Source organism: Butyrivibrio sp. AE3004, assembly GCF_000703165.1.
In the GTDB taxonomy this organism is placed as follows: Bacteria; Bacillota; Clostridia; order Lachnospirales; family Lachnospiraceae; genus Butyrivibrio.
This window is the reverse complement of the sequence record NZ_JNLQ01000002.1, coordinates 2,290,645-2,315,570: the sequence shown is the minus strand read 5'-3', so window position 1 is coordinate 2,315,570 and position 24,926 is coordinate 2,290,645. Positions and strand designations below refer to the sequence as shown.

19 protein-coding genes are annotated in these 24,926 nt (G+C 40.6%); 17 read left to right on the top strand and 2 right to left on the bottom strand.

The window, feature by feature from the left end; all coding sequences use genetic code 11:
* Window positions 1-78: 78 nt before the first annotated feature.
* The 8 genes from BV60_RS21160 to BV60_RS0112970 all read left to right on the top strand — a co-directional run bounded on the left by BV60_RS21160 (window position 79) and on the right by BV60_RS0112970 (window position 11,109).
* Window positions 79-945 carry a transglutaminase domain-containing protein gene (locus tag BV60_RS21160; protein ID WP_035777268.1) on the top strand — a complete coding sequence of 289 codons (867 nt, stop codon included), beginning with the start codon at window positions 79-81 and terminating at the stop codon, window positions 943-945.
* Window positions 946-1,137: 192 nt separating this feature from the next.
* Window positions 1,138-1,704 carry a hypothetical protein gene (locus tag BV60_RS0113000; RefSeq protein WP_029322418.1) on the top strand — a complete coding sequence of 189 codons (567 nt, stop codon included), beginning with the start codon at window positions 1,138-1,140 and terminating at the stop codon, window positions 1,702-1,704.
* A 195-nt stretch (window positions 1,705-1,899) separates the two neighbouring features.
* The gene (nagE, locus tag BV60_RS0112995; protein ID WP_029322416.1) at window positions 1,900-3,339 is read left to right on the top strand and encodes an N-acetylglucosamine-specific PTS transporter subunit IIBC; all 1,440 of its coding nucleotides are present in this window, start codon (window positions 1,900-1,902) and stop codon (window positions 3,337-3,339) included.
* A 207-nt stretch (window positions 3,340-3,546) separates the two neighbouring features.
* The gene (locus tag BV60_RS0112990) at window positions 3,547-5,262 is read left to right on the top strand and encodes a GGDEF domain-containing protein (protein WP_029322415.1); all 1,716 of its coding nucleotides are present in this window, start codon (window positions 3,547-3,549) and stop codon (window positions 5,260-5,262) included.
* Window positions 5,255-6,928, top strand: a complete 1,674-nt coding sequence (locus BV60_RS0112985; protein WP_029322413.1) for a GGDEF domain-containing protein — start codon at window positions 5,255-5,257, stop codon at window positions 6,926-6,928. Before BV60_RS0112990 ends, BV60_RS0112985 begins: the two co-directional genes overlap by 8 nt.
* Before the next feature lie 128 nt (window positions 6,929-7,056).
* Complete coding sequence (locus BV60_RS0112980) at window positions 7,057-9,525, top strand: methyl-accepting chemotaxis protein (RefSeq protein WP_029322412.1); 2,469 nt, start codon at window positions 7,057-7,059, stop codon at window positions 9,523-9,525.
* Window positions 9,526-9,686: 161 nt separating this feature from the next.
* Complete coding sequence (locus BV60_RS0112975) at window positions 9,687-10,184, top strand: hypothetical protein (RefSeq protein WP_029322410.1); 498 nt, start codon at window positions 9,687-9,689, stop codon at window positions 10,182-10,184.
* 121 nt (window positions 10,185-10,305) lie between these two features.
* Entirely contained in the window at window positions 10,306-11,109 is an 804-nt protein-coding gene (locus BV60_RS0112970; protein WP_029322409.1) for a response regulator, read from the top strand.
* A gap of 543 nt (window positions 11,110-11,652) precedes the next feature.
* Here the strand turns inward: BV60_RS0112970 and BV60_RS0112965 are convergent.
* On the bottom strand, window positions 11,653-13,005 hold the full coding sequence (locus tag BV60_RS0112965) for an MATE family efflux transporter (protein WP_029322407.1): 1,353 nt from the start codon (window positions 13,003-13,005) through the stop codon (window positions 11,653-11,655).
* Between the two features lie 734 nt (window positions 13,006-13,739).
* Between BV60_RS0112965 and BV60_RS0112960 the strand changes: the two genes are divergently transcribed.
* Genes BV60_RS0112960 through BV60_RS24525 form a run of 3 tightly spaced genes read left to right on the top strand, consistent with a single transcriptional unit; the run spans window position 13,740 to window position 16,168 of the window.
* Window positions 13,740-13,952 carry a FeoA family protein gene (locus tag BV60_RS0112960; RefSeq protein WP_029322405.1) on the top strand — a complete coding sequence of 71 codons (213 nt, stop codon included), beginning with the start codon at window positions 13,740-13,742 and terminating at the stop codon, window positions 13,950-13,952.
* A gap of 57 nt (window positions 13,953-14,009) precedes the next feature.
* Window positions 14,010-16,001 (top strand): ferrous iron transporter B, encoded by a 1,992-nt coding sequence (gene feoB / locus BV60_RS0112955; protein WP_029322403.1) that lies wholly within the window; start codon window positions 14,010-14,012, stop codon window positions 15,999-16,001.
* 20 nt (window positions 16,002-16,021) lie between these two features.
* The gene (locus tag BV60_RS24525) at window positions 16,022-16,168 is read left to right on the top strand and encodes a FeoB-associated Cys-rich membrane protein (RefSeq protein ID WP_081846682.1); all 147 of its coding nucleotides are present in this window, start codon (window positions 16,022-16,024) and stop codon (window positions 16,166-16,168) included.
* Window positions 16,169-16,185: 17 nt separating this feature from the next.
* On the opposite strand, the gene BV60_RS0112945 is transcribed toward BV60_RS24525, so the two are convergent.
* Window positions 16,186-17,157 carry an AraC family transcriptional regulator gene (locus BV60_RS0112945; protein WP_029322401.1) on the bottom strand — a complete coding sequence of 324 codons (972 nt, stop codon included), beginning with the start codon at window positions 17,155-17,157 and terminating at the stop codon, window positions 16,186-16,188.
* A 185-nt stretch (window positions 17,158-17,342) separates the two neighbouring features.
* Between BV60_RS0112945 and rhaB the strand changes: the two genes are divergently transcribed.
* The 6 genes from rhaB (at window position 17,343) to BV60_RS0112915 (ending at window position 24,846) form a co-directional block, all read left to right on the top strand.
* The gene (gene rhaB / locus BV60_RS0112940) at window positions 17,343-18,761 is read left to right on the top strand and encodes a rhamnulokinase (protein ID WP_029322400.1); all 1,419 of its coding nucleotides are present in this window, start codon (window positions 17,343-17,345) and stop codon (window positions 18,759-18,761) included.
* Window positions 18,762-20,183 carry an arabinose isomerase gene (locus tag BV60_RS0112935; protein WP_029322398.1) on the top strand — a complete coding sequence of 474 codons (1,422 nt, stop codon included), beginning with the start codon at window positions 18,762-18,764 and terminating at the stop codon, window positions 20,181-20,183. It begins immediately after the preceding gene.
* Window positions 20,184-20,307: 124 nt separating this feature from the next.
* Complete coding sequence (gene rhaD, locus BV60_RS0112930) at window positions 20,308-21,135, top strand: rhamnulose-1-phosphate aldolase (RefSeq protein WP_029322396.1); 828 nt, start codon at window positions 20,308-20,310, stop codon at window positions 21,133-21,135.
* Window positions 21,136-21,447: 312 nt separating this feature from the next.
* Window positions 21,448-22,284 (top strand): sugar phosphate isomerase/epimerase family protein, encoded by an 837-nt coding sequence (locus BV60_RS0112925; RefSeq protein WP_029322394.1) that lies wholly within the window; start codon window positions 21,448-21,450, stop codon window positions 22,282-22,284.
* Window positions 22,285-22,483: 199 nt separating this feature from the next.
* Window positions 22,484-23,773: a Gfo/Idh/MocA family protein gene (locus BV60_RS0112920; RefSeq protein WP_029322392.1), complete on the top strand. Its 1,290-nt coding sequence runs from the start codon at window positions 22,484-22,486 to the stop codon at window positions 23,771-23,773.
* 200 nt (window positions 23,774-23,973) lie between these two features.
* The gene (locus BV60_RS0112915; protein WP_029322390.1) at window positions 23,974-24,846 is read left to right on the top strand and encodes a sugar phosphate isomerase/epimerase family protein; all 873 of its coding nucleotides are present in this window, start codon (window positions 23,974-23,976) and stop codon (window positions 24,844-24,846) included.
* Window positions 24,847-24,926: the final 80 nt, after the last annotated feature.

Below are 24,926 nucleotides of genomic sequence, written 5' to 3'. Positions count from 1 at the left end.
TTATTTCACGTGTCTATAAAAGGTGGGGGATTTATAATCTAATAAGATAGTTATTAACACGACAACGGAGGTAGACGCATGTTTAAAGGAATATTCAAAAAGGCAACGGTTATCCTTCTCGCTTCGATGCTGGCTTTTACCCAGCCGACATCATCCTTTGAGGTACAGGCTAAGTCATCTGTATCATCTTCTTTCAGTAAATATCTTAAGAAGAACGGTTTGTATTATAAGAATATGTCAAAAGCCTACAGGCCGGGTTATAAGACAGCAAAGAAGACATATAAAGCCGGAAACTTTAATTTCTACGGAATGAATTCTACGGAGTATACCGGAAAATATTTTTATATGGCAGATCATGTTGCAGCATGGACCGGAACACTTCAGAATCTTTCAATAAGTGATGCTCAAAGAACCTACAATGTTGCGAAAAGTCTCTCAAAGAAGGCTAAAAGGAAAAAATCCAAATATCAGAAAGCAGCTGCAATACATGATGCTCTCGTAAAGCATACAAGCTATCAGATGGGACCTTATCAGGGACAGTCAGCTTATGAAGCACTTGTTAATCGTCAGGCAGTATGTGCCGGATACTCCAGAGCATTTAAGCTTATGTGTGATATTTGCGGAGTTCCGTGTATGTGTGTTTACGGATATGCCGGTGGCGGTACCGGTGGTGGTGCTCACCAGTGGAACATAATAAAGCTTGATGATGGAAAATGGTATGAGGTGGATTGTACCTTTGACGATCCGCTTGGTGGAAGCCCTAATCGAAATTTCTTCTGCCTTTCAACCGCAAAAATGTCCAGTGGAATGACACCACAAGGCATGAGCTACTATCACCAGAGAACAGGCATGGATGAACTCACAACAGCTTTTAATAAATGCATTCCGATGGCAACAAGTACAAAGCATGATAAGAAGAAGGCTAAAGATTTAGTTGTTAAATAAGCTTTGTCATTAAATTTTTATAAAGTAAAAAACGTAAAAGTGCGTGATCACTGCGATTGCGCATTTTTTTTGTGGAATATATTTTTATAAAATATTAACTTTTTTTATACGGCATTTTTATTACTATCGGTTATGATGTTTGATGTTTGAGGTAACCAATCATTGTTTTATATTTCTTAGGAGGTAGTGAAAATGAAGAGAAAACTTTCTGTACTTGTTGCAGCAACAATGCTTTGTGCAATGACTATTTCAGCTAGTGCTGCTCCTCAGTGTCCTGACCGAATTGTACCCGGAGAACTTGAGAACAATGCGGTTCTTGGAGCAGAATTTGTTGAAGCAGACACATTTGTGCCTATTTCTACAGGAGTTGGTGAAGTTAAGAGTAGTCCCGATGATGTAAACGGAATGACAGCCGTTATTACACATGTTAATCCTGTTTATACAGGAACAGCACAGAAGATTGCTGATAAACTCGGTTCAAATATTGTTGGTGCTTTCCATATTCAGCTTCCTGTTGGCATCAAGGAAACAGGAGTTGTATTTGATATAAAGGAAGGCTACACAATGCCTGCAAATCCTGTATTTGTTGCCCTTCACGGAAAAGAATTCTGCACACCTAAGGGATACAAACAGCTTAATGACAGACAGTTCATTGTTGTATTTAATTCAAGCGATACTGATTTCTATATCCTTGATGGCGGAGCATTGGGAGATGATCAGCATCTGACCTACAAAGAATTCTTTACAGGACAGAAGTAATTTATAAAAAGGACCATTTTAATAATGATCTAAAATAAAGAGACATGTACCCTCTTTACCGGACAACCGGTAAGGAGGGTATTTTTATCTTATAGGCAATTACTATGTAATTATTGGTTTTATATGTATGATAAAAACGAAATATCATATATAATGGAGGTAGGGATTTTTTATGAAAAAAGGGGGTAAAAAATTATGATGAAGTATCTGCAAAAGATAGGAAAATCACTTATGCTTCCTGTAGCTGTTCTTCCGGCAGCAGGAATTCTCTATGGTATAGGTTATTGGATCGATCCTACGGGATGGGGAGCAAACAGCGTGATTGCTGCATTTTTAATAAAAGCGGCATCTGCCATAATCGATCAGATTCCTATACTGTTCGCTATCGGTGTATCGGTGGGAATGGCTAAGGATCATGACGGAACCAGTGCGCTTTCCGGTATTGTTTCATTTCTTATGATAACAACACTTCTTAGCTCATCGGCGGTTGCCATGTACAAGGGAGTTGATGTTTCCGAGGTGCCGGCAGCTTTTGGTAAGATCAGTAATGCTTTTATAGGTATACTTGCGGGTGTGATCGGCTCAGGCTGTTACAACAAATTTAAAGACACAAAGCTTCCCGACTATCTTGCATTTTTCAGTGGAAAAAGATGTGTTGCCATAGTTACTGCAATAGCATCAATCGCCTGCTCATTTGTTCTTTATTTTGTATGGCCCATCATCTTTGCAGCATTAGTTGCCTTCGGTATGGCGATCATAGGTCTTGGACCTGTAGGTGCAGGTATCTATGCAATGTTAAACAGAGCACTTATTCCTCTTGGCCTTCATCACGCTCTTAATGCAGTATTCTGGTTTGATACTGCCGGAATAAACGATCTCGGACTTTTCTGGTCCGGAGCGGAAGGTGCGGTAAAAGGGGTAACGGGTCAGTATATGACAGGATTTTTCCCTGTTATGATGTTCGGACTTCCTGCAGGTGCGCTTGCCATGTATCACACTGCAAAGGACAGCAAAAAGAAAACGGCGGCTTCACTTTTACTTGCAGGCTCACTTGCATCGTTCTTTACAGGAATCACAGAGCCTCTTGAATTTGCTTTCATGTTCATGGCACCGGGACTTTATCTGGTACATGCTGTTCTCACAGGTATCTCAGCAGTTATCTGCAGCATTCTTCCCATGAGAATCGGTTTTAACTTTTCAGCGGGGCTTGTTGACTGGATACTGAGCTTCAAAGCGCCTATGGCTGTTAATCCGCTTCTTCTAATTCCTGTAGGAGCAGCATTTGCGGTTGTATACTATTTTGTTTTCCGCTTTGTGATCACAGCTTTTGATCTGAAGACACCCGGACGAGAGGATGACGAAGAGGATGAAAACAGAATAACTCTTGCCAATGATGACTTCACAACTATGGCGAGGATTGTTCTGGAGGGGCTCGGAGGAAAAGGTAATATTAAGGAGCTTGATTACTGCGCAACAAGAATCAGAACCGAAATAAACGATTATACTCTTGTAGATGAAAAGAAGATTAAGCAGGCCGGCATTGCAGGTGTGATCAGACCTTCGAAAAATACGGTTCAGGTTGTTATTGGACCTAAGGTTCAGTTTGTACATGATGAACTAAAAAAGATGCTTTGATTGTGGCTGTTTTCCTAAATTAACAATACAAAACTGAATAATAAAGAAACTGGAAAACTTTTCTTAAAAAAACATACCATACTAATCTCTGTCAGGGATTAATGGTATGTTTTTTTTAGATACATTTTTTACATATTCCTTTATGTGTGATTGTTTGTGCTCTTTTGGCAAAACAATCAGTGTTATCTGTTTTTATGGTTACATAATATGCAGGATTTTATAGGGAAACAAATAATAAACAGAAGGTATCTAAAGCTTCCGTTTCTCATTATTTTTTTATCCGCAGTTTTGTTTGCAATGGGAAGCAGACTCTTTACTACGCCGTTATCCACATCTTTTACCCAGCTTGACAGTGGCTGGTCTGTTTGTCGTGGAGAGAAAGTTTATAATGACGTAACTCTTTCGGATTTTTCCATAGATGATTCAAAAAAAGGTGAAGTAATAACAATAAAAGGGCATACTCCGGCCGTTTCAATATTGTCTCCGACAATTATGTTCAAGAGTAGCCTTTTAGCAGTTGATGTTTGGATTGATGGTAAGAAAGAGTATTCTTTCGGCCATGAGACTGCAAAAAAAGGTTTGATCGTTCCAAAACAATACAATATGGTAACTCTTCCTGACAGCGACATAGAGCATGATGTTCAGATTTCTTTTACTATCTATGGAGATAAGGATTTTTCCAGATTTTCCCCAATTTATTATGGAGATAAACATGAATTTATCCGAAACTTTTTGCAATATCACAGATTAGATGTTTTTATTGGCGGATTTTTCTTTATGTACTCCTGCCTTTTTATTTCGCTTGGTGTATTTTTGGCACTGAACCGAAGGAGTACTGCTTCCGTGTTTATCACAGCTGCAGTATCAATGCTGCTGGGGATTTATACCTATTCATATGGTGATATTTTCTGTTTCATAAGTGACAATGCGCTATTGTTTTCGCTGCTTGAATATGTATCCCTTTATTTGATCCCTCTATCCATCAGTGTACTTTTGTATTCAATACATCCTGAGATTGCAAATGTGAGCCAGAGACTTATTCTTGCTGTGAACACCGTTCTTCCCATGTTATTCATTATTCTTCATTTGACTGATACAGTACATATTCAATGGTTTGTTGTACATATTCAGGTGATGGGAATTCTGGAGGCACTTGTTATGCTTCCTGCGCTTGTTTTAGGAATCAGGTCTGAGCGAAAGCACAGGCTTGAGGCGGAAACTTATATAGGTAGTGATGCTGATAATTACCTGATATTGGGATTTATTCTCTTGATAATTTTCGCAATTTTAGAGGTGATCAGATACAACTTTAACAGATACAATACACATCTTAGGGCAGAAAGCATATTTGCCAATATAAGCTATCTTGTTATGGGACTGCTCTTTTTCATAATATGTTTATTCATATATTATTTCCTCAACGGAATCGAGCATTTAAATGCCAATAATGTTAAAAAACAGCTCGAAGGGCTTGCATATATTGATGCTTTGACAGGACTGATGAACAGGGCAAAGTGCATGCAGTATGCGGCAAGTCTTGATAATCAGTATGCTGTTGTAAATCTGGATATGGACAGGCTTAAAACTGTAAATGATAATCTCGGACATCTTGAGGGAGATCGCATGTTAAAAGCATTTGCTGACATTATGAGGATGGCGTTTGCCGAGGCTGATTTTATCGGCAGAACAGGCGGAGATGAGTTTATGGTAATTTTTGAGAATCCTGAATCGGACGTGTGCGACAGATGTATCAGGATGATGGAAAAGTATATGGATGAGTTCAATAAGAAAAACGACACATTTACTCTTTCAGCTTCCGCAGGCTATGCTTACAGCTACGAAGCAGGCGGAAAATACGAGGATGTTTTTTATCTGGCGGATACCAGGATGTACAGGATGAAGGAGCAGCATCATAATGCGTAGGAAAATTCTTTATCTGACAATTGCATATATAGCTTTTCATATACTACTGCTTATAGGCCATTTTGTGCTTAGACCTACTGCTATAGACAGGTGCATCGTTTTGAATGATGGCTGGGATGTACAATATAATAATACAGAGTATAAAAATATCAGCTTATCAGCATTAAGAAGACTTATTGGAACGGGGACCTTCAGGGAAGACAGAATTATTCTTTCACATGAAAATGTTGATCTTACAAGGATTATTAGTCCGACACTTCTGTTTGAAACCAGGTTTAGTGCATGGAAGGTAAGCGCTGATAATGAAGTAGTCACAGAACGTTATTATGAGAAATATGAAAATAGCGAATATATAGGTTGTGACAATAATTTTGTTACGCTTCCTTCAATAGAAGGCTCTGTAAATATCGCGATTGAACTACTGGTTTCCGAGGATGGTGCATATAGCTATTTTGAACCTCCGGTAATTGGAGCCTATAAAGATATAATGCTGTTTGCGATTTACAATTACTTATTTATATTTATGACATCGGCTTTTCTTATCGTATTCGGAGTCATTTTTTTTGCCATAGCAGTAGGCTTCAGGATCAATCTTCCGGAGATAAAAATGCAGATGTATTCTGCACTTTTGTATATTGTGCTGGGTATATGGTTCCTTACACAGTTTAAGATACTTGGTCTTTTCTTTGAGCTAAAAGGACATCAGACAGAGATAGAATATATATCTTTGTATCTTATAGTTCCGCTTATGTATCTGGTAATGGGTTCTATGCAGGATTATTTGAAAAATAAGGTTTTTCTTGTTTTTTCAACAACAGGTTCTATCGTTGCGGTATTACCTATTGTCCTTCATTTTGCAGGGATTGTGCACCTAAATCAGATGCTACTCATATATCAGGCGGATTCAGCGGTACTTCTGGTTTTCATGATAGTGATGGTGATTAAGGATTCCAGGGAAAAAAGGGTGTCACATTCGCAGATAATACAGCTTGTAGGACAGATTGTTTTATCATTGTCGTTTCTTTTTAATGTATTTTTCTATTATCTTGAGTTAATGGGTGTTTCAGAGCAGATCATGCTGTCAAAAAAGGCTGTACCTATGGGAACACTCTGTATGGTTTTCGCAACATTGGTCAATTACCAGATATTTCTTACCGAATCCGTTGCAAGGAAAAAGGAACAGGCATCCCTTGTTCATCTTGCATATGAGGACGGACTAACAGGGATTCCCAACAGATCAAGGTATGAAAAGTATTTAACGGATCTTTCATCGTTTGATGAGGATTTTTGCGTGATAAGTATCGACCTTAATGGCCTTAAAGGGGTTAATGATAATCAAAGCCATCTTGAGGGGGATAAGTATCTTAATGAGTTTGGTAAGGTATTGGAGAATTGTTTTTTTGAAAAGGGTTTTTATGCAAGGATTGGCGGGGATGAATTTGTTGCAGTACTCCGCGGCGAAAATATGGAACTGGCTGATAGAATTATAAAAGAAATGGACGAAGAACTTGAAAAACTGAATAGAAAGGACCCTTCAATAAAAAGAAGCGCTGCAACGGGCTATGCCTTCAGGCATGAAATAACAGGCAGCGATTGGAATGAGGTTTATCTTCTGGCAGATGAGCGTATGTATATGAGAAAAGTTGAGATGAAGAAACAACGCTGAGTAACAGGCTTACTGTTTATAATCTTTTAAGAAAGAATTGAGTGTAAGAACATTGTTTAATTCAAGATTAATAGCATACAATTAATTAGTACATTATGCCTATTTTTCTTATGAGAGGTAATTAAACTATGAGTAAAGAGCAAACAACAATCAGTAAGGGTAATTTCATTCAGTCAGTAAAAGGCAAAATACTTGTTATGGGTATTCTTGGTATTACGGCAGCACTTGTTATCGGTATTGTCGGAGTGGTATCCATAAACAGAAATGCCAAAAACAGTGAAATTGTATCCATGGTGGAAGAAATCAATGTTCTCCAGGAGAAGAACCTGGCAAATGATGCACTTTATCAGTATTATGTGGATGAGAATTATTTAAATGCCACACTTACAAATATTGATGAAATGGAGGCAGAAGCCAAAAAACTGGAGACAATAGCCGGGGCGGAATACGATGCTTCGGTAGCTTCCATTGTGAGCAATTTGGATAAGAGTAAATCCAATTTCAAGGAGCTGCAGGAAATCCATAACAGCAGAGGATATTCGCCGTCTATCGGAAAATATAAGGATTATGTGGATTCAAGCAGTGAACTTTCAGAAAGCTTTACCAGTCTTGTAAATAACAATGATTGGATTGAAATACACTGGATTGACAGTATTTTTGGAGAAGGAGGATCCTCTGTAAAAGTTGATGGCAAAGAATATACAAAAATGCTTTACGATTATGCTTTGCCGGAAGCAGGAAAACGTAACAGTCTGATTTTCCGTGTAGGCGGAACCTTTACATATAAGGGTGATTATTATATCAAGAATATTAAACTCAAGAACGGGGCGGATTCTGTTTTGATCGACTTATCGCAGGCTGAGATGAAAGAAATGGCCGGAGATGGTCTTGAGGCAGCAGAAATTGTTGACTTTGGTGGTGATAAAGCTATAAAAGTAACAGGTAAATTTGACGAAGCAAATGAGACCTGGGAAGAAGTATCAACTACGCTGTCAGTCATAGATTATGATATGGAAAAATATCCGGACCTGGAATATGAGCTTTATATCGATCCTTCAATAATAACACCGGGCATCACATATAAATACGGTGGAGCGATTTCGGGAGTTTACGGTTTTGCTTCAAAGCTTGAAGAACTTGACAGTCTTGTTGCGTCCTACAGTAAATTGGTGGTTGAGGGTAAAGATGTTTCATCGAATCTGACAGAGATAGAAGCTCTTATAGCTGAGATGGGGGAGAATATACCAAAATACACTACAGATCCATCTCTTGCAGAAAGTTCACTGGCATTCCTTAATTCAAAGAAAGCCCTGTTTGATGAACTTAAGACAACAGATGAGAAGACACTTTCCATAAAAGCTGATAATATAGTGATCAGCACTGCATTAAGTGACCTTTGCGCATCCGTTCAAAGTGATGCTGTAGCCAATATGGATGCTGTCAAAACAAGCGTAACCATCATCATATTGATTGTACTTATAGCAAGTATTATTGTTCTAGGATTTATACTTGCCCGTGTCAGCCTGGGAATTAATAGAAGCGTTAATTCCTTCCAGTCTGCTATTGTAGAAATTGCTTCCGGTAAGATTTCCACAAGAGCAGATGAGTCGGGACATGACGAATTCGCAGAATTTGCAGCCAGTCTTAACAGCTTCCTTGATACATTGGAGGGAACAATTGATGCTGCCAAGAATATGAGTGATATATTGGCAAAGACAGGACTTGATCTGGAGGAAAGCGCAATAAAGACCAAGCAGGTAGCCGGTGAAATAAGTGAAACCATTCATGAAATTTCAAAGGGTGCGGGAGAGCAGGCAAGAGATATAGAGACTTCGTCACAGAAAGTTGTGGATATCAGAACCAATATACAGCAGATTTTGGACAGCGTTTCGACATTGTCAGATAAGTCCGATAATATGAGCGTAAGTGGTAAGGAAGCAAACGAAAATATGACTAACCTTACCAAGTCCAGCGATTCTACAACGGAGGCATTTGCGGGAATTGTTAATCAGGTACACAAAACTGATGAATCCGTAGGGAAGATTCAGGAGGCTGTAACACTCATAGCTTCAGTTGCTGCCCAGATAAATCTCCTATCACTAAATGCAAGTATAGAAGCCGCAAGAGCAGGAGACGCAGGAAAGGGATTTGCGGTAGTTGCAAGTGAAATCTCAAGTCTGGCAGATCAGACAAACCAGTCAACGAAGATTATTGAGGACATTATCCATAATCTTTCAATGGAATCAAATAAGACTGTTCAGACCATAAATGAAGTAACCGAACTTATTCACAATCAGAAGAGCAGCATCGATGACACCAGTAATATATTTGTAAGTGTAAGTAACGGCATTGACTTCACTAAGGCATCTGTTGTGGAAGTTCTTGGTGAGGCACAGTCCTGCGACAGCTCAGGAGAAGTAGTTGTAGATCTTATGACAAACCTTTCAGCCATCTCCGAAGAAAATGCTGCATCAGCAGAGACAACCTCTGTTTCCATGACGCAGCTTAACAGTGAGACCGCAAGATTGGCGGAGACCTCTGAAGAACTTCTCAAACTTGCTGATTCTCTTAAAGAAGACCTCGATTTCTTCAAGTAATATTTCATTAGTATTTTGAAAATACATTCTCAGGGCGGTACCTAAATACCGCCCTGTTTTCTGTTTCAGTGTTGATAAGCTGTCGATAAAAAAGTTTTTATGAATATTCTTCCATGATATTTGATATACTGTATTATAACGAGCGGAAAGGAGTAAAATATATGGCTATTGCAGAAGGCATAAGTGAAAAAGACTTATTTGAGGCTATTGTTCATTTTGATGAGAGCGATGAAGCCAAGGACTATTTCTATAAAGCTATGGACACCCTTACCGGCAGAAAAAACAGCACCGGGACGGATGAAACTGTAAGAGACAGGATTCTTAAGGCATACGGGATACTGTTTTGCGAAGATACAGGGCTTAAGACCGGTGATAAAGCCGATGTGGATGACGTTGCCGATACCGCAGACAGACTTTATATAGGAAAAGCAGGGTATGATCCCCAGCACTGGTATCGCATGAAATATCATTTTCCTGTTATTGATGATGACAATTATGACAGATTTGCAGCGCTGGTTCTGTCGGATATGAATGCCGGACCATTGCACGAGGCTGCGCTTAGTGATGGTGAGACTCTGGTTATCGGAGAACCTGATCCTCTTAATATGACAGCCGAGCAGAGAAAAAATCAGAGCGTTAAATCGGTTACCTCGCTGTGATCAGTTATTTCATCTAAGTAATATAGATGAGAAATATAAGAGTAACTAAACGGATATGTATCTTTAAATATCATAAACAAACAGTTGCAAAAAAAATAATTTTCCGGAAGTGGAGGGGGAAGTGAATATACTTGCAGTCGATGCCAACAAGGCATCCTTAAACAAGATTAAGAAGTATCTTGAGAAGGTGTCACCTGATTCTAATTGTTTTTTCTATGACAGCTCTCTTTCGGCACTGTCAAAGGCCCGTGAAGAGGAGATGGATGTTGCTATTCTTGATGTGGATATTCCTGAGCTTGACGGGATAGATCTTGGGCGATATCTTGTGGAGCTTAATCCTTTTATCAATATTATTTATCTTTCCGAGCATACAGACAGAGCTTTCGATGCCATGAAAATACATGCCAGTGGATTTATTAAAAAGCCGGGATCTTCAGATGAAGTTAAAAATGAGCTTTCGGTGCTTAGATACCCGGAGCTTCGGAAGAAATACAAGAGAGTCTTTGCCCAGACCTTTGGCAATTTTGAACTGTTTGTGGACGGTGAGCCTGTAGAATTCAAGTATAAGAGAACCAAGGAAATAGTGGCACTTCTTGTGAGTAACAGAGGCGCACAGACTACAAATGGTGAGATAATTGCCTCCCTGTGGGAGGATGACGGCGACCCGGATAAGAAGTTATCTTATCTTTGTAATTTAAGGCAGGACCTCCAGAATACCTTTAAAAAGCTTAAGCTGGAGGGCATAATCCTAAAGCAGCGCGGCAGCATGGCAATAGCCAAGGACAAGATAGAGTGTGACCTCTATGACTGGCTTGAAAACATGGAAGAATCAAAATACAAATACACAGGCGACTTCATGAACCAGTACAGCTGGGCAGAGTACTATCACGGCGAACTGGATGACTTATACTACGGTGATATGTAAATATTTCTTGAATTTCGCACAGTGAAAACAGGGCTGAGATTGTAACTATCTGCCATCATTACCCTCAGACCATATGCTCAGATAAACCGTCATCTGGCGAAATTCATCAGGCTCTTTGTATTTTATCATGCGCGAGCAACATGTTTGAAAGGTGTTTGCTTAAAGCCACTTATATTCTTAAGACTTTTAGCTACGATATTCTGTCGCTTGAATTTTCTAATGCTCACACAGATTTCTTTGAATGTGCATGTGAGATAAAAAATCGCTCATTCTTCGCTAATTATCTCGCATGCACTTGAAATCTGTTATGTGAGCATAAGAAAATTCAAAGCTCAGAATCACTTGCAAAAAAGTCTTAAGAACATTAGTGGCTTTTTGTAAACATCCTTGAGTTTTGCTCCGCGCATGAGATAAAGAAAAACAAAGAGCCTGATGAATGCTTTTTCGCCAACTGACGGTGAAAATGAGCATATGGTCTGAGGGTATGAAGGACAGATAGCTGTAATCTCAGCCCTTCTTTGTTGTGCGAAATTCAAGTTAATATTATTCTTGAAACAAATTGTCCCTGGTGATATTTTTAAGCCATTTTCTGCTTCTGTAATGGCTGATGACCCAGGGCCATTTTACAAATTCGTCGGTGCACAGCAAAAAGTATACCCACATCGGAGGAAGCTTTAAAACGGCAGCTGAGATGAAACCAAGGGGTACGGCATAGACCCACATGTCTATGGTATCGCAGATAAAGCCCCACCTGCTGTCACCTCCGGCGCGGAAAACACCTGCAATAAGAGTTGTGTTTACGGCAGCTCCCATAACATAATAAGTATTTATGAGCAGCATGATCTTAAGATAGTGACGGCCTGCTTCCGTAAGATTTGCAAAGCTAAGGAAAACAGGAATAAGGAGCAGTATTATGAGCCCACCTATTGCCCCGAATAAGACAGTCATTTTTATTAAGACGCTTGCTGCTTTTTTTGCGTCTTCAAGTCTGTTTTCACCGATTATCTGACCAAGAAGGATTCCGCCCGCACTTGCTACTCCGAAGGATAAAATGGTTCCTATGTTCCTTGCAAGTGATGTGAAGGAATTTGCTGCCACAACATCAGAACCCAGGAATTGTCCAATGATGACTGAATACATGGAAAAGGCAAGACCCCAGGACACATCGTTCATCATTGCAGGAATAGCCATTTTTATGAAATCTCTGTGCAACAGCTTGTTATTTATAAACATATAAGACAGGCGAAGCTTTACACTCTTACTTCGAAGGGATACAAGCACGCATAGTAAAAGTTCGGCAACTCTGGATATTGAGGTTGCAAGCGCAACGCCTGAAGCTCCGAGCTTTGGTGCTCCGAAAAGTCCGAATATAAATACTGCATTCAGCAGAATGTTCAGTGAAAATGCAAAGGTATTCAAAATGGTACAGATTGATACTTGTCCGACACTCCGCAATGTGGAGAGATAAATTTCTATTATTCCCCAACAGATATAGGCGACACTGATATATTGAAGGTAGGAAGCTCCGATACTTATGAGCTCGGGCTCAGGCGTAAAAACGCGCATCATCTGCTTAGGAATAAACAGTGCCGAAGCTGCAAAAAGACATGCAACTATCAGTGAATATCTTAGAGCGATGCCTTCAACTACCTGAATTGCACGCATATCCTTTTTCCCGAAATATTGTGAACAGAGCATAATAGCGCCTGTGCCAAGTCCGTAGAATACCATAAACAGGATAGAGGCATACTGCGCAGCAAGAGAGACTGCGGATATATGGCTCTGCCCCACATAATTCAGCATGATTACATCGGCCGAGTTAACTGCAACACTTAATATATTCTGAAGGACAATCGGAATTGTCAGCTTAATTATCTGAGAACGATAGGTTTTCATATTTTTCACTCAATTCATATTTTTTTATGCAGGAGTCTTTAACATAAAGATAAAGGTGCGTTGAAGAATCCTGCATATAATAATAGTACCATATTTGTTGGTTTAATGGCGCAAAAGTAAATTTTGTCAATTGTTTACGAAATGCATCACTTTTTCAAGAGTTACTCAATTCAAAAACAGGGATAATTATCCGGTGTTAAGATAATTATAAAAAAAATATAAAAAATGTGTTGACAGTAAGGTTAGCTAATGCTAACATAACCTTGTTAGCAGAAACTAACACATATGACATACATAGTCATAAGAAATCTCCTACCTGAAAATGCCGCATCTTGCCAGTGCGGCATTTTTTTTGAGCAGAGCACTTAGCGAGGTATTTTCGAGCTTAGTGCGAGCCATACAGATCCACTTGGCAAGGTTTTATCGAGTCTAGTGGATATTGTTTGAGCAGAGCACTTAGCGAGGTATTTTCGAGCTTAGTAAATTTTGTTTGAGCAGAGCACTTAGTTTGTTTAAGCTAACAAATATTCTTTCTTTAATATATGTAAATTTAGTCACTTTTCTTATTGACAATTATTCTTAATAAGAATATTCTATGATTACAGTTAGCGTGTGCAAACATGAGTAGCAGTAGGCTAACGACAATTATATACAGCTAACTTAAGTTATACGCATCTAACCTGATAGATGCAAAGATTTTATTATACAGCTGCTGCAGCTGTTTTGGAGGTTTTATGACACTTAATGAAGCAGAGCTTGGAAAAGAATATACGATAGACTCCGTAAATACCGGTGGAGATGAGGAAATGGAGAGCTTCCTGTTTTCCCTTGGATGCTACAGCGGAGAGAGGATTACTGTAGTGGACAAGAAGAGAAATCTGGTAGTTGCTATAAAGGATGCAAGATATAATATTGATCCTGAGTTAGCATCAGCTATCAATATCTGATGTGGATTTAGAACAAAAAATTGTTTTAAATTATAGAGATTTTATAGGAGGAAAGATATGAGAATCGCAATGGCAGGTAACCCCAACAGCGGTAAAACGACCATGTACAACGCTTTGACAGGAAGAAGCGAAAAGATCGGTAACTGGGCTGGTGTTACAGTAGACAAGAAAGAGAGTGTTATCAAGAAGAAATACTATGATGGTAATAAGGAGCTGATTGCAGTAGATCTTCCCGGTGCTTACTCAATGTCGCCATTTACATCTGAGGAGAGTATAACCAGCGGCTATGTTAAAAACGAGCATCCTGATGCTATCATAAACATAGTTGATGCAACAAACTTAAGCAGAAGCCTTTTCTTCACAACACAGCTTCTGGAATTGGGGGTTCCGGTTGTTGTTGCGCTTAACAAAACCGATGCAAATGACAAGAAGGGCAACAGCATTGATGAAAAGCTTTTATCTGAAAAGCTTGGATGTCCTGTTATTAAAACAGTAGCTACTTCAGAAACAGGGCTTAAGGAAGTTGTAAAAGCAGCAGCAGAGCTTGAGGGTAAGGAACAGAGTGAGCCCTATGTACAGGGTGACATTGATATCCACGACAAGGCTGCGGTTGAAGCTGCTGACAGAAAGAGATTTGAATTTGTTAATAAAATTGTAAGCTCTGTAGAGAACAGAAAAGTTCTTACAAAGGACAAAAACTTTGGAGATACAATTGATAATATTGTGACTCATCCGATACTTGGAATAGTGATCTTTGCAGCTATCATGTGGCTTGTATTCTATATTTCACAGACAACTGTAGGTACATGGATCGCTGATATCCTTGCTGGTTGGATTGACTCTTTCAAGGAGATGGTAGGAGAGGCGATGGCAGATGCAAATCCTCTTCTCTATGCGCTTCTGGTTGACGGTATCATCGGCGGTGTAGGAGCAGTTGTGGGATTCCTTCCTCTGGTTATGGTAATGTATTTCCTTATTGCACTTCTTGAGGATTGCGGATACATGTCAAGAGCAACGGTTGTACTTGATCCTATATTCAAGAGAGTAGGTCTTTCAGGAAAATCCGTTATCCCTATGATCATTGGTACAGGTTGCGGTATTCCCGCTATCATGGCTTGCAGAACCATCAGAAATGAGAGAGAAAGACGCTCGACAGCAATGCTTGCAACTTTCATGCCTTGTGGAGCAAAGCTTCCTGTTATCGCACTTTTTGCAGGCGCATTTTTCCCTGAATCAAGATGGGTAAGCTTCATCTGCTACATGGGAGGTATCTTACTGATCCTTCTCGGAGCACTTCTTATCAAGGCTATCACAGGAATGAAGTACAGAAAGAGCTTCTTTATCATTGAGCTTCCCGAGTACAAAGTACCCAGCCTTATGTTTGCGGTTAAGTCTATGCTTGAGAGAGGTAAGGCTTACATTGTTAAAGCAGGAACAATTATCCTTGTATGTAACACAGTAGTTCAGATCATGCAGAGCTTCAACTTCAGCTTCCAGCCTGTAGAAGAGGGCATGGAAAATACTTCAATCCTTGCAGGTGTAGCAGGACCGTTTGCATATCTCCTTGTACCTATCGTAGGAGTAGCAAGCTGGCAGCTCGCAGCAGCAGCTATCACAGGTTTCATTGCTAAGGAAAACGTTGTAGGAACTATCGCAACAGTATTTGCGATTTCAAATCTTATTGATACTGAGGAACTTGAGCTTATCGGTGAGGGAAATGCAGTAGCAGCCGTTATGGGTATCACAAAGGTAGCAGCACTTGCATACCTTATGTTCAATCTGTATACACCTCCGTGCTTCGCAGCTCTTGGAGCTATGAACTCTGAGATGAAGTCTGCAAAATGGTTGTGGGGAGCAATTGCACTTCAGCTTGCAACAGGCTTTACTGTAGGATTCCTTGTATATCAGATCGGTACATTTATAACAACAGGCAGCCTTGGAACAGGTTTTGTTTACGGACTTATTGCCATAGCAGTATTTGCAGGTGTTATAATATATCTTATAAAGAGAAACCAGAAAGCAATGGTACTCGAATATAAGCTTGATTGATTTTAGAGGTAAAAAAGGTTATGGCAAATTTTATAGCTATAGCAGCAATTGTATTGATGGTTGGATTGGCAATCAGATATATTTACAAAGAAAAGAAAAAAGGGACCCGTTGTATCGGGTGCCCAATGTCAGGGAACTGCCATAAGGCAACTTCCTGTAAGCATTAAAAAAATGGGGCAGCCACTTAGTGTGGCTGCCCTATTCTGTAGTCTCGTGGGGACATACCATACAGCTCCTTGAACTTGCGGTAAAAATAGCTGCTGTTGTCGTAGCCTATATAGGTGTAGATATCTTCTATAGTAAGTGTGGTATGGCTTAGAAGATATGCAGCCTGTTGAAGCCGCCTTGCAAGAAGCTGCTCTTTGAAATTTTTACCCGTATGTTTTTTCAGCAGTCTGCTTATATAGTAAGCAGGCTGTTTTGTCTGTTCAGAGATAGCCTCAAGACTTCCGTGCTTGTAGTGTGAGTCAATATATTTGAGTACCGTAAGAAGAAGGTTCTGCTCATACTGTGAAGGGGTACCCTGGTTTACCAGACCCGCATACACCGATAGGGTCTGTAAAAGAAGTCCCATTGTAGTTCTGTTTATGGTATTTATAACTGTTTCTGATTCCTGGTACAAAAGAGTGTAGATCATGTTTTCCATAAGGTTCTGCACCGGAAGTATGTCTGCAGCAGGGAAGTGCAGATAGGTAAGGAAAGAGGATTCGGGAGAGAGTGTTGAAATGAGGAAGTCCCTTAAAAGATCGCCCTCCGGAATCATATGCAGGGCTTCATCAAAAAACTCCGGTAACAGAATAAAATTAACTGCAATGTCATTTTCACCTGCGGGAAGGATTTCCTGAGTCGCATTCTGGTTTAAGAATAAAAGCTCTCCCTGATTTAAGGTGAGTTCATCCTTTTCATTCAGTATATGGTGGGTCTTTCCGGAAACCATGTAGACCATTTCGACATAATTATGACTGTGCTTTGGAAAATGTACAAAGCGTGTATGAGGACGTATCTCAATAAGACGTCCTTTTTTTAATAAAAGGTCGCTGTCTATGACAAAATTCTGTCCGTGTCCGTAGCGGCTCCGGTCGATATCAAGACCGCTTAGAATCTCTTTTTCTTCATCTGTCAGCTGACGCAGCTGCTCTAAAATCTGTTTATCCATACCTTAATTATAGTTTTTGAGGACCTGCAAATAAAGTCCTATTTTTTGTTCCATGGGGACCTTATGTCTTGTGCCCTTTAAAAATATAATTTGTACAAGCAAATGACTCCTGCATGCAACTGAAAATGACATACAAGAAAAGCTTGCAAAATAGTCAAATGAGTAACAAACAAGAGAGGGTAATTATGGGCGAGTATTATTTAGCCGTTGATATTGGAGCTTCAAGCGGAAGACATATGCTCTTTTCATATGAAGATGGGAAGATTTTAATGGAAGAAATCTATCGCTTTGAGAATGGCATGACGCATAGGGACGGCAAGCTCCTCTGGGATACTGATAAGCTTTTTGTTGAAATCGTAAACGGAATGAAAGAATGCAGGAAGCTTAATAAGATTCCGAAATCAATGGCGATAGATACGTGGGCAGTAGATTATGCGCTGCTTGACGAAAATGACAACCTGATCGGTGATACCTACGGATATAGGGATCACAGAACAGAAGGAATTGATAAAGCGGTTTATGAGCTTATTCCGGAGGATGAGCTTTATAAAAGAACCGGAATTCAGAAGGCGATTTTTAATACAATTTATCAGCTGACTGCAGACAGGCTGCAAAGACCTGAGGTTCTTGGTAAAGCGAAGACCTTTTTGATGATACCTGATTATTTGAATTTCCTTTTGACGGGAAATAAGGCTTTTGAGTACACCAATGCCACAACGACGCAGCTTGTAAATCCTGCGACAAAGCAGTGGGATTATGAACTGATAGAGAAATTAAAGCTTCCAAAGGAGATTTTCCTTGAATTGTCACTTCCGGGAAATGAGGTCGGACAGCTTAAGGACAGCATAAGGAATGAAGTCGGATTTGACTGTAAGGTTTTGCAGTGCGCAAGCCATGACACTGCATCGGCTGTAATGGCAATGCCGCATCTCGGAAATGAGGGCTTATATATTAGCTCAGGGACATGGTCTCTTATGGGCGTTGAGAATAATGAAGTTCTCGCAAGAGATTGCGACAGGGAAAAGAATTTCACAAATGAGGGCGGTTATGATTACAGATTCAGATATTTGAAAAATATCATGGGACTCTGGATGATACAGCAGGTAAGACATGAAGCGAAAGATGCCCTTAGCTTTGCTGAATATGCAAGGCTTGCAAAGGAAGCTGACAGTTTTCCTTCTATAGTAAATGCAAATGATGAGAGATTCCTTTCACCCGAAAATATGACAATAGAAATAAAGAAAGCTTGCGAGGATTCGGGACAGCCCATTCCGCAAACGCCCGGAGAAATTGCAGCTGTGATATATAAAAGTCTCTCTGTATGCTATGAAAAAACAGCTGAGGAAATAAGCAAAAATACAGGCATTGAATACGAAGTGATCCATATAATCGGTGGTGGGTGCAAGAACAGCTATTTAAATCAGCTTACCGCAGACGCTACGGGACTTACAGTTCTGGCAGGACCTTCGGAAGCAACTGCGATAGGCAATGCGATGGTTCAGCTTATAAGAGACGGAAAACTCGAAAATCTTACCACTGCAAGAAAAGCAGTACATGATTCGTTTGAAATAGAAGTTTTTTACCCGGAAGGAGGAAGTAAATAAATGTTAGTAGAAACAAAAGCAAGAGTAGGGGTATTTTCAATTGCACTGGGAGCTTATCTTCCACAGTTCCCTTCACTTGTACCCGAATTTAATAAGCAGTTCGAGGATTTTAAAAAATCTTTTCCCGATACAGTGGAAATCATTGATGGCGGAGTAGTTACAACTAAAGAGCAGTCACAGGAAGCAGGTGAGAAATTCCGAGCAGCCGATGCTGATCTTGTTTTCATGCAGCTTCTGACTTATGCAACATCCTACAATATGCTGCCTGCGGTTAAGGATCTGGATGTACCTGTAGTTCTTGTAAATATACAGAAATTAAAAGCACTTGATTATGACACAGCGGGAACAGCGGAGTGGCTTGGTGAAGCATATGCCTGCGGTGCAGTAGGTGAGATGGTTGCAGACCTTAACAGATACGGAAAGCGCTCAGCGGTTATCACAGGTGTTGCAGAGGGCGGTGACCCGGCTGTGGCAAAACAGATTGATGAGTGGTGCCGCGCCGCACAGGTGCGCAGACGCTTCAGGGATACAAATCTTGCACAGATCGGAAGACCTTATCCCGGAATGATGGATCTCTATATTGATGAATCCAACCTGTACAGAAGAATGCATGTTTATACCAAGCAGTTCGATTGGGAAAAAATCTGGGCAATTGCTGATGACGTAACAGATGATGATGTTATAAGGGCAAAGGCTCAGGATATTCTTGATACCTTCGATGTTGAAGGCGGCGGCACAATAGAGAAGGTCTACGAGATGGCTAAGTATGTTGTTGCTTTTGAAAAATGGGTTAAGGATGAAAAGCTTGGCTTTGTTGCATCACACTATGATGGCTATGCGAAAGGACAGGCAGGTGTTGTTGACAGCCTTCTGATTCCCGCATTTTCAATGCTTATAAAGCAGGGAACTGCCTGTGCTGTAGAAGGTGACATCAAGGTAGCTATGGCTATGAGTATCCTTAAAACAATTTCCGGTTCAGGCCAGCTTGCTGAGATGTACACAATTGACTTCAACGATGATGTAACACTTATCGGACACAGTGGATCCGGAGATTATGATATTTCCAAGGCTAAGAAGCCTACCATGAAGATTGTTGATGTATTTCACGGAAAAACAGGAGGCGGATATCTGACACAGTTCTATCCCCCTGCAGGTGATATCACATATCTTGCGATCACACAGGACGGCGACGGACACTTCAAATTTGTTGCAGCAGAGGGTGTTAATGAGGAAGGTAAAATCCTTCAAAACGGTGACACAATGATGCGTACAAGATTTTCCTGCTCCGCATCCGAATTTGTAACAAAGTGGAGCGAGTGTGGTCCTACACATCACTTCGGAGCAGCAATCGGAAGACATATAGATACTATTGCCAAGGTTGCAAAGATCTTTGATGTACCGCTTGAAATCGTAACAAGATAAATAAACAGCTATAGATGAGCCAAGTGACGTTCAGGAATGCGAAGCATGATTGGCTAATGGTATTGACAACAGACTGGTACGAGTCAGATAAAAAATTGCTTTTAAAGATGAGGAGATAAATAACATGAGTATATTGGATATAAAATTTGTACAGGGATTCATTCGTATGGCTAATGACGGCTGGGAACAGGGCTGGCATGAGAGAAACGGCGGAAACCTTTCGTATAGAATGAAGGATGAGGATGTAGCTGCAGTTTCTGAATATTTAAATGAGGATGGTGCCTGGACAGAAATCGGAACCGAGGTTCCCAGGCTTGCCGGAGAGTATTTTATGGTAACGGGAAGCGGTAAATATTTCCGCAATGTGATCATAGATCCCGAGGATTCCATCGGCATTATCAAGGTTGATGAGACAGGAACAAAGTACCAGATTCAGTGGGGCTTTGTAAATGGAGGGCGTCCGACTTCCGAGCTTCCTTCACACCTTATGAATCTTGAGGTTAAGAAGCGTGTGACAAACGGAAGATACAGAGTTGTTTATCATGCTCATACGACCAACACAATCGCTCTTACCTTTGTTCTTCCTCTTAAGGATGAGGTATTTACAAGAGAGCTTTGGGAGATGGCTACAGAGTGTCCTGTTGTATTCCCTTCAGGTATCGGTGTTGTAGACTGGATGGTTCCCGGCGGTAAAGACATCGCTGTTGCAACCTCAAAGCTTATGGAGCAGTACGATGTTGCTATCTGGGCACATCACGGAATGTTTGCAGCAGGAGAGGACTTTGACCTGACTTTCGGACTTATGCACACAGTTGAGAAATCCGCGGAGATTCTGGTAAAGGTTCTTTCAATCACACCTAACAAGCTTCAGACTATCACACCTGACAATTTCAGGGATCTTGCGAAGGATTTCAAGGTTGAACTTCCGGAGAAATTCCTCTTTGAGAAATAATAAGGTGATGCAAGAAAGGCATTGTTTCAGTATTTAAGGATACTGAGGCAGTGCCTTTTTCTTTATTTTAAAGATTATGTCATGAAATATATGTTTTACATTTATTGCACGATTTTTGTCCGTGAAATATTTTATTGCAATATTTGTGCCTTTTTTGGAAATCAGGAAAAAGAAGACCAAAGGCCAAAACGATAATATAAGACCATAAGAAATGCAAAAGCGCATGCGACAGCAGCGCGGATAACATGATAATCACCACATGCATGGGGCATAGTTGGGAATATATTTTTAAGAAAAGAGAGGAAATGAAAAATGAATAAGCTTCCTGTAGCAATTCAGGTTTATGGTCTTAGAGATCTTCTTGAGAACACACCTGAGAACTTCAAGAACGTAATGACAAAGATTAAAGAGTTCGGATATGACGGAGTAGAACTTGCAGGCCTTTATGGTCTTGAGCCATCCTTCATAAGAGAGACACTTAAAGAGGTTGGTCTTACACCTGTAAGTGCACACGTTGCATTCGCTGATATGATGGATGACCTTGATAAGGTTATAGCTGATTATAAGGAAATCGGCGTTCAGTACCTTGTAATGCCTTACATGGCTGAAGAGTACAGACCTGTTAATCCTGAAGGATTTGAAAAGTTCCTTCCTCTTTTAAATGAGGTTGGTAAAAAGATCCATGATGCAGGAATGACATTCCTTTATCACAACCATGACTTCGAATTCGTAAAGCTTCCCGATGGAAGATATGGCTATGATGCAATGTTCGAAGCTATTGATCATGACAATCTTATGTCAGAGCTTGACACCTGCTGGTGTGATGTAGCTACAGGACAGGCACCTGAGTTCGTAAAGAAATACACAGACAGAATTCCTGTTGTACATCTTAAGGACTACATCAAGAAGGGTGAAGTTAAGAACATGTACAAGCTCATCGGTATTGAAGAAGAGGAATCAGAGGGTGATACAGGATATTTTGGATTCAGACCTGTAGGCTTTGGCCAGATGATCTGGGAGCCCGTTCTTGAGGCATCGCTTGAAGCAAATGCAAAGTGGGTAGTTGTAGAGCAGGACGAACACTATGATGCAGACGTTCTTGAGTGCGCAAGAAGAAGCCGCGAGTACCTCAAGATCTTCGGATGGTAAATCAAAATTAAAACCATCATTTGGGAGAAAATTTAAAAGCCTTCTCCCTTGGGGGGCGCACGACATCCGGGGGATGTCGGCTTTGCGCGGACCGAAGCGGAGCGGAGACAGGTGTCAGCGAAGCTGACGGATGAGGGGTATAGCAATTTAAAATAAATTCCCAAACAAGGAATTCTTACATAAAGAAAAGGAGAACAAAATGAACACACCTAAGGAAATTAGAATCGCAATTATCGGCTGTGGAATGATTTCACACCGTCACATGACAGTTATCGAAAACCTCAACAAGAGAGGACAGAATCTTCGCGTAGTAGCTGCTGCAGAAATCGATAAGGACAAGCTTATGGCTTGGGGCAAGCAGTATGGCCTTTCAGAGGACTGCCTCTACCAGGATTTCAGAGAAATGCTCAAGAGAGACGATATCGATGAAGTAGAAGTTTGTGTACACAACAACCTTCATACATCTGTTGCAACAGCAGTTATGGCAGCAGGTTTCCCTTGCTACTCAGAAAAGCCCATGGCAGCAAGCTATGCAGATGCTAAGATCCTCTATGATGCACAGAAGAAATACGGTCAGAAGCTCGCTATTCAGATCAGCTCAATCTACAATCCTCAGACAAGAATTGCTAAGGAAATGATCGCTGACGGAAAGCTTGGTAAGATTTACCACTGCAGATCAGTCGGCCACAGACGTCAGGGACGTCCCGGCTATGATATGCCTTTCTTCAGCCGTGATTTCGTAGATCCTAACGTAGGCGTACACGGACCTCTTTTTGACCTTGGTATCTATCACATCGCACAGATGCTCTATGTAATGGGCATGCCTGAGCTTGAGAGCGTATATGGAACAACAACCTGTGATTATTGGAGAGATAAGAGAATTGATGATGCAGTAGACTGCCACACACCTGTTGAAGATCTTTCAGTTGCAATCGCTCGTTTCAAGAACGGTCTTTCAATGGATATATATGAAGACTGGGCTATCCATATGGATGAGATCGGAACAAGCTTCATTGCAGGTTCTCTCGGTGGACTTAAGTTTACAGACGTTGACCAGACAGGTGGCCCTATGGCTGTTCCGGAAGGCGGCGGAATCGTTGGTGGCGGAGACCTTCAGAAGCCCAGACTTCAGTACTTCGGTGTTGATGAAAAGGGTCGTCTCTTCGATACAAAGCTTGAGTGCGCAATCGGTGATATCACAGGTATGCAGGAGCTCGCTCTTCATCCTGAAATGGAAATGTACAATGATAACCAGCTTCAGTGGTACTCATACCTTCGAGGAGATCTTACAGACGAGACAAGAATCGATTCACCTTACATCGCAATGCAGACAGCATTCCTTTCAGAAGGTGTTATGCTTTCAAATGAACTTGGCCGCAGCGTAACAGCTGATGAGATCAAGAAGATGTCTAAGTCAGTTGCTCTTCGTGAGCAGAAGACAGACTTCGGCGTAATCACATATGATTTCGACGAGTACAAGCCCGAGTAATTTATAAAACCTGAATATAAAGCCTTCCCCTTTTTATAGGGGGAGCACGACATCCGGGGGATGTCGGCTTTGCGCGGACCGAAGCGGAGCGGAGACAGGTGGCACGAAGTGCCGGATGAGGGGAAAAAACAAATATAATATTGAATACAACATAAGGGGCATGCAGGGCATGCCCCTTAACCAAAGAAAGGATAGAAGAAATGTACCAGTATAACAGAAAAGGTCCGAAGCGCGGAGTTGCTCTTTACAGCTACTCAGCAGAGTTCGGTCTTAATAAAACACTTGAAGATTGCTTCGAGGAACTCTATGACATGGGAGCTCATGGAATAGAGATTCTTGCAAACACACATATTGAAAACTATCCATATCCTACTGATGAATGGGTAGAAAAATGGCATCACCTCTGCGAAAAATATGAAGTGGTTCCTGCAGAATACGGTAACTGGATTGACAGTCACGTACTTGGCGACAGAGATCTTACAACAGAAGAGTCTGTTGAAATGCTTAAGAGAGACATCCGTCTTGCTCATCGCCTCGGCTTCCATGTTATGAGAACAAAGATGCCTGTTATCAACGACCTTTTAGAGCCTGTTGAAAACTGGAGAGAAATCATAAAGGGTGCACTTCCTCTTGCAGAGGAGCTTGATATAAAAATGTGTCCCGAGATTCATACTCCTTCAAACCTTAAGGGCAAGCTTGTAACTGATTTTGTTGATTTTATCAAGGAAACAGGCACTAAGAACTTTGGGCTTAACATTGATTTTTCAGTATTCCGTACAGAGTTTAAGCCCGGTGAATGGGTAGATCCCAACTATACACCCAACAAGCCTGAGGATATCATCCCGCTTCTTCCTTATGTTTATTGCTGTCATGCAAAGTTCATAAACATGAGTGATGATTTTGAGGAGACAACAATTCCTTATCGTGAAGTTATAAAGGTTCTTCAGGATAACGGCTATGATGGATACCTCCTTAGTGAATATGAGGGTGCAGACAAGTATGATGAAGGTTATGAAGTAGGTCAGACACTTAGAAAACATCACATTTTGCTTAAGAATCTCCTCGGAGATTAAAATTATTGAGAAATCTGTCATAAACTAAATAAAAAGAAGCTATGATTAACAGACAGATAAAAACATTCGTTTACAGATGA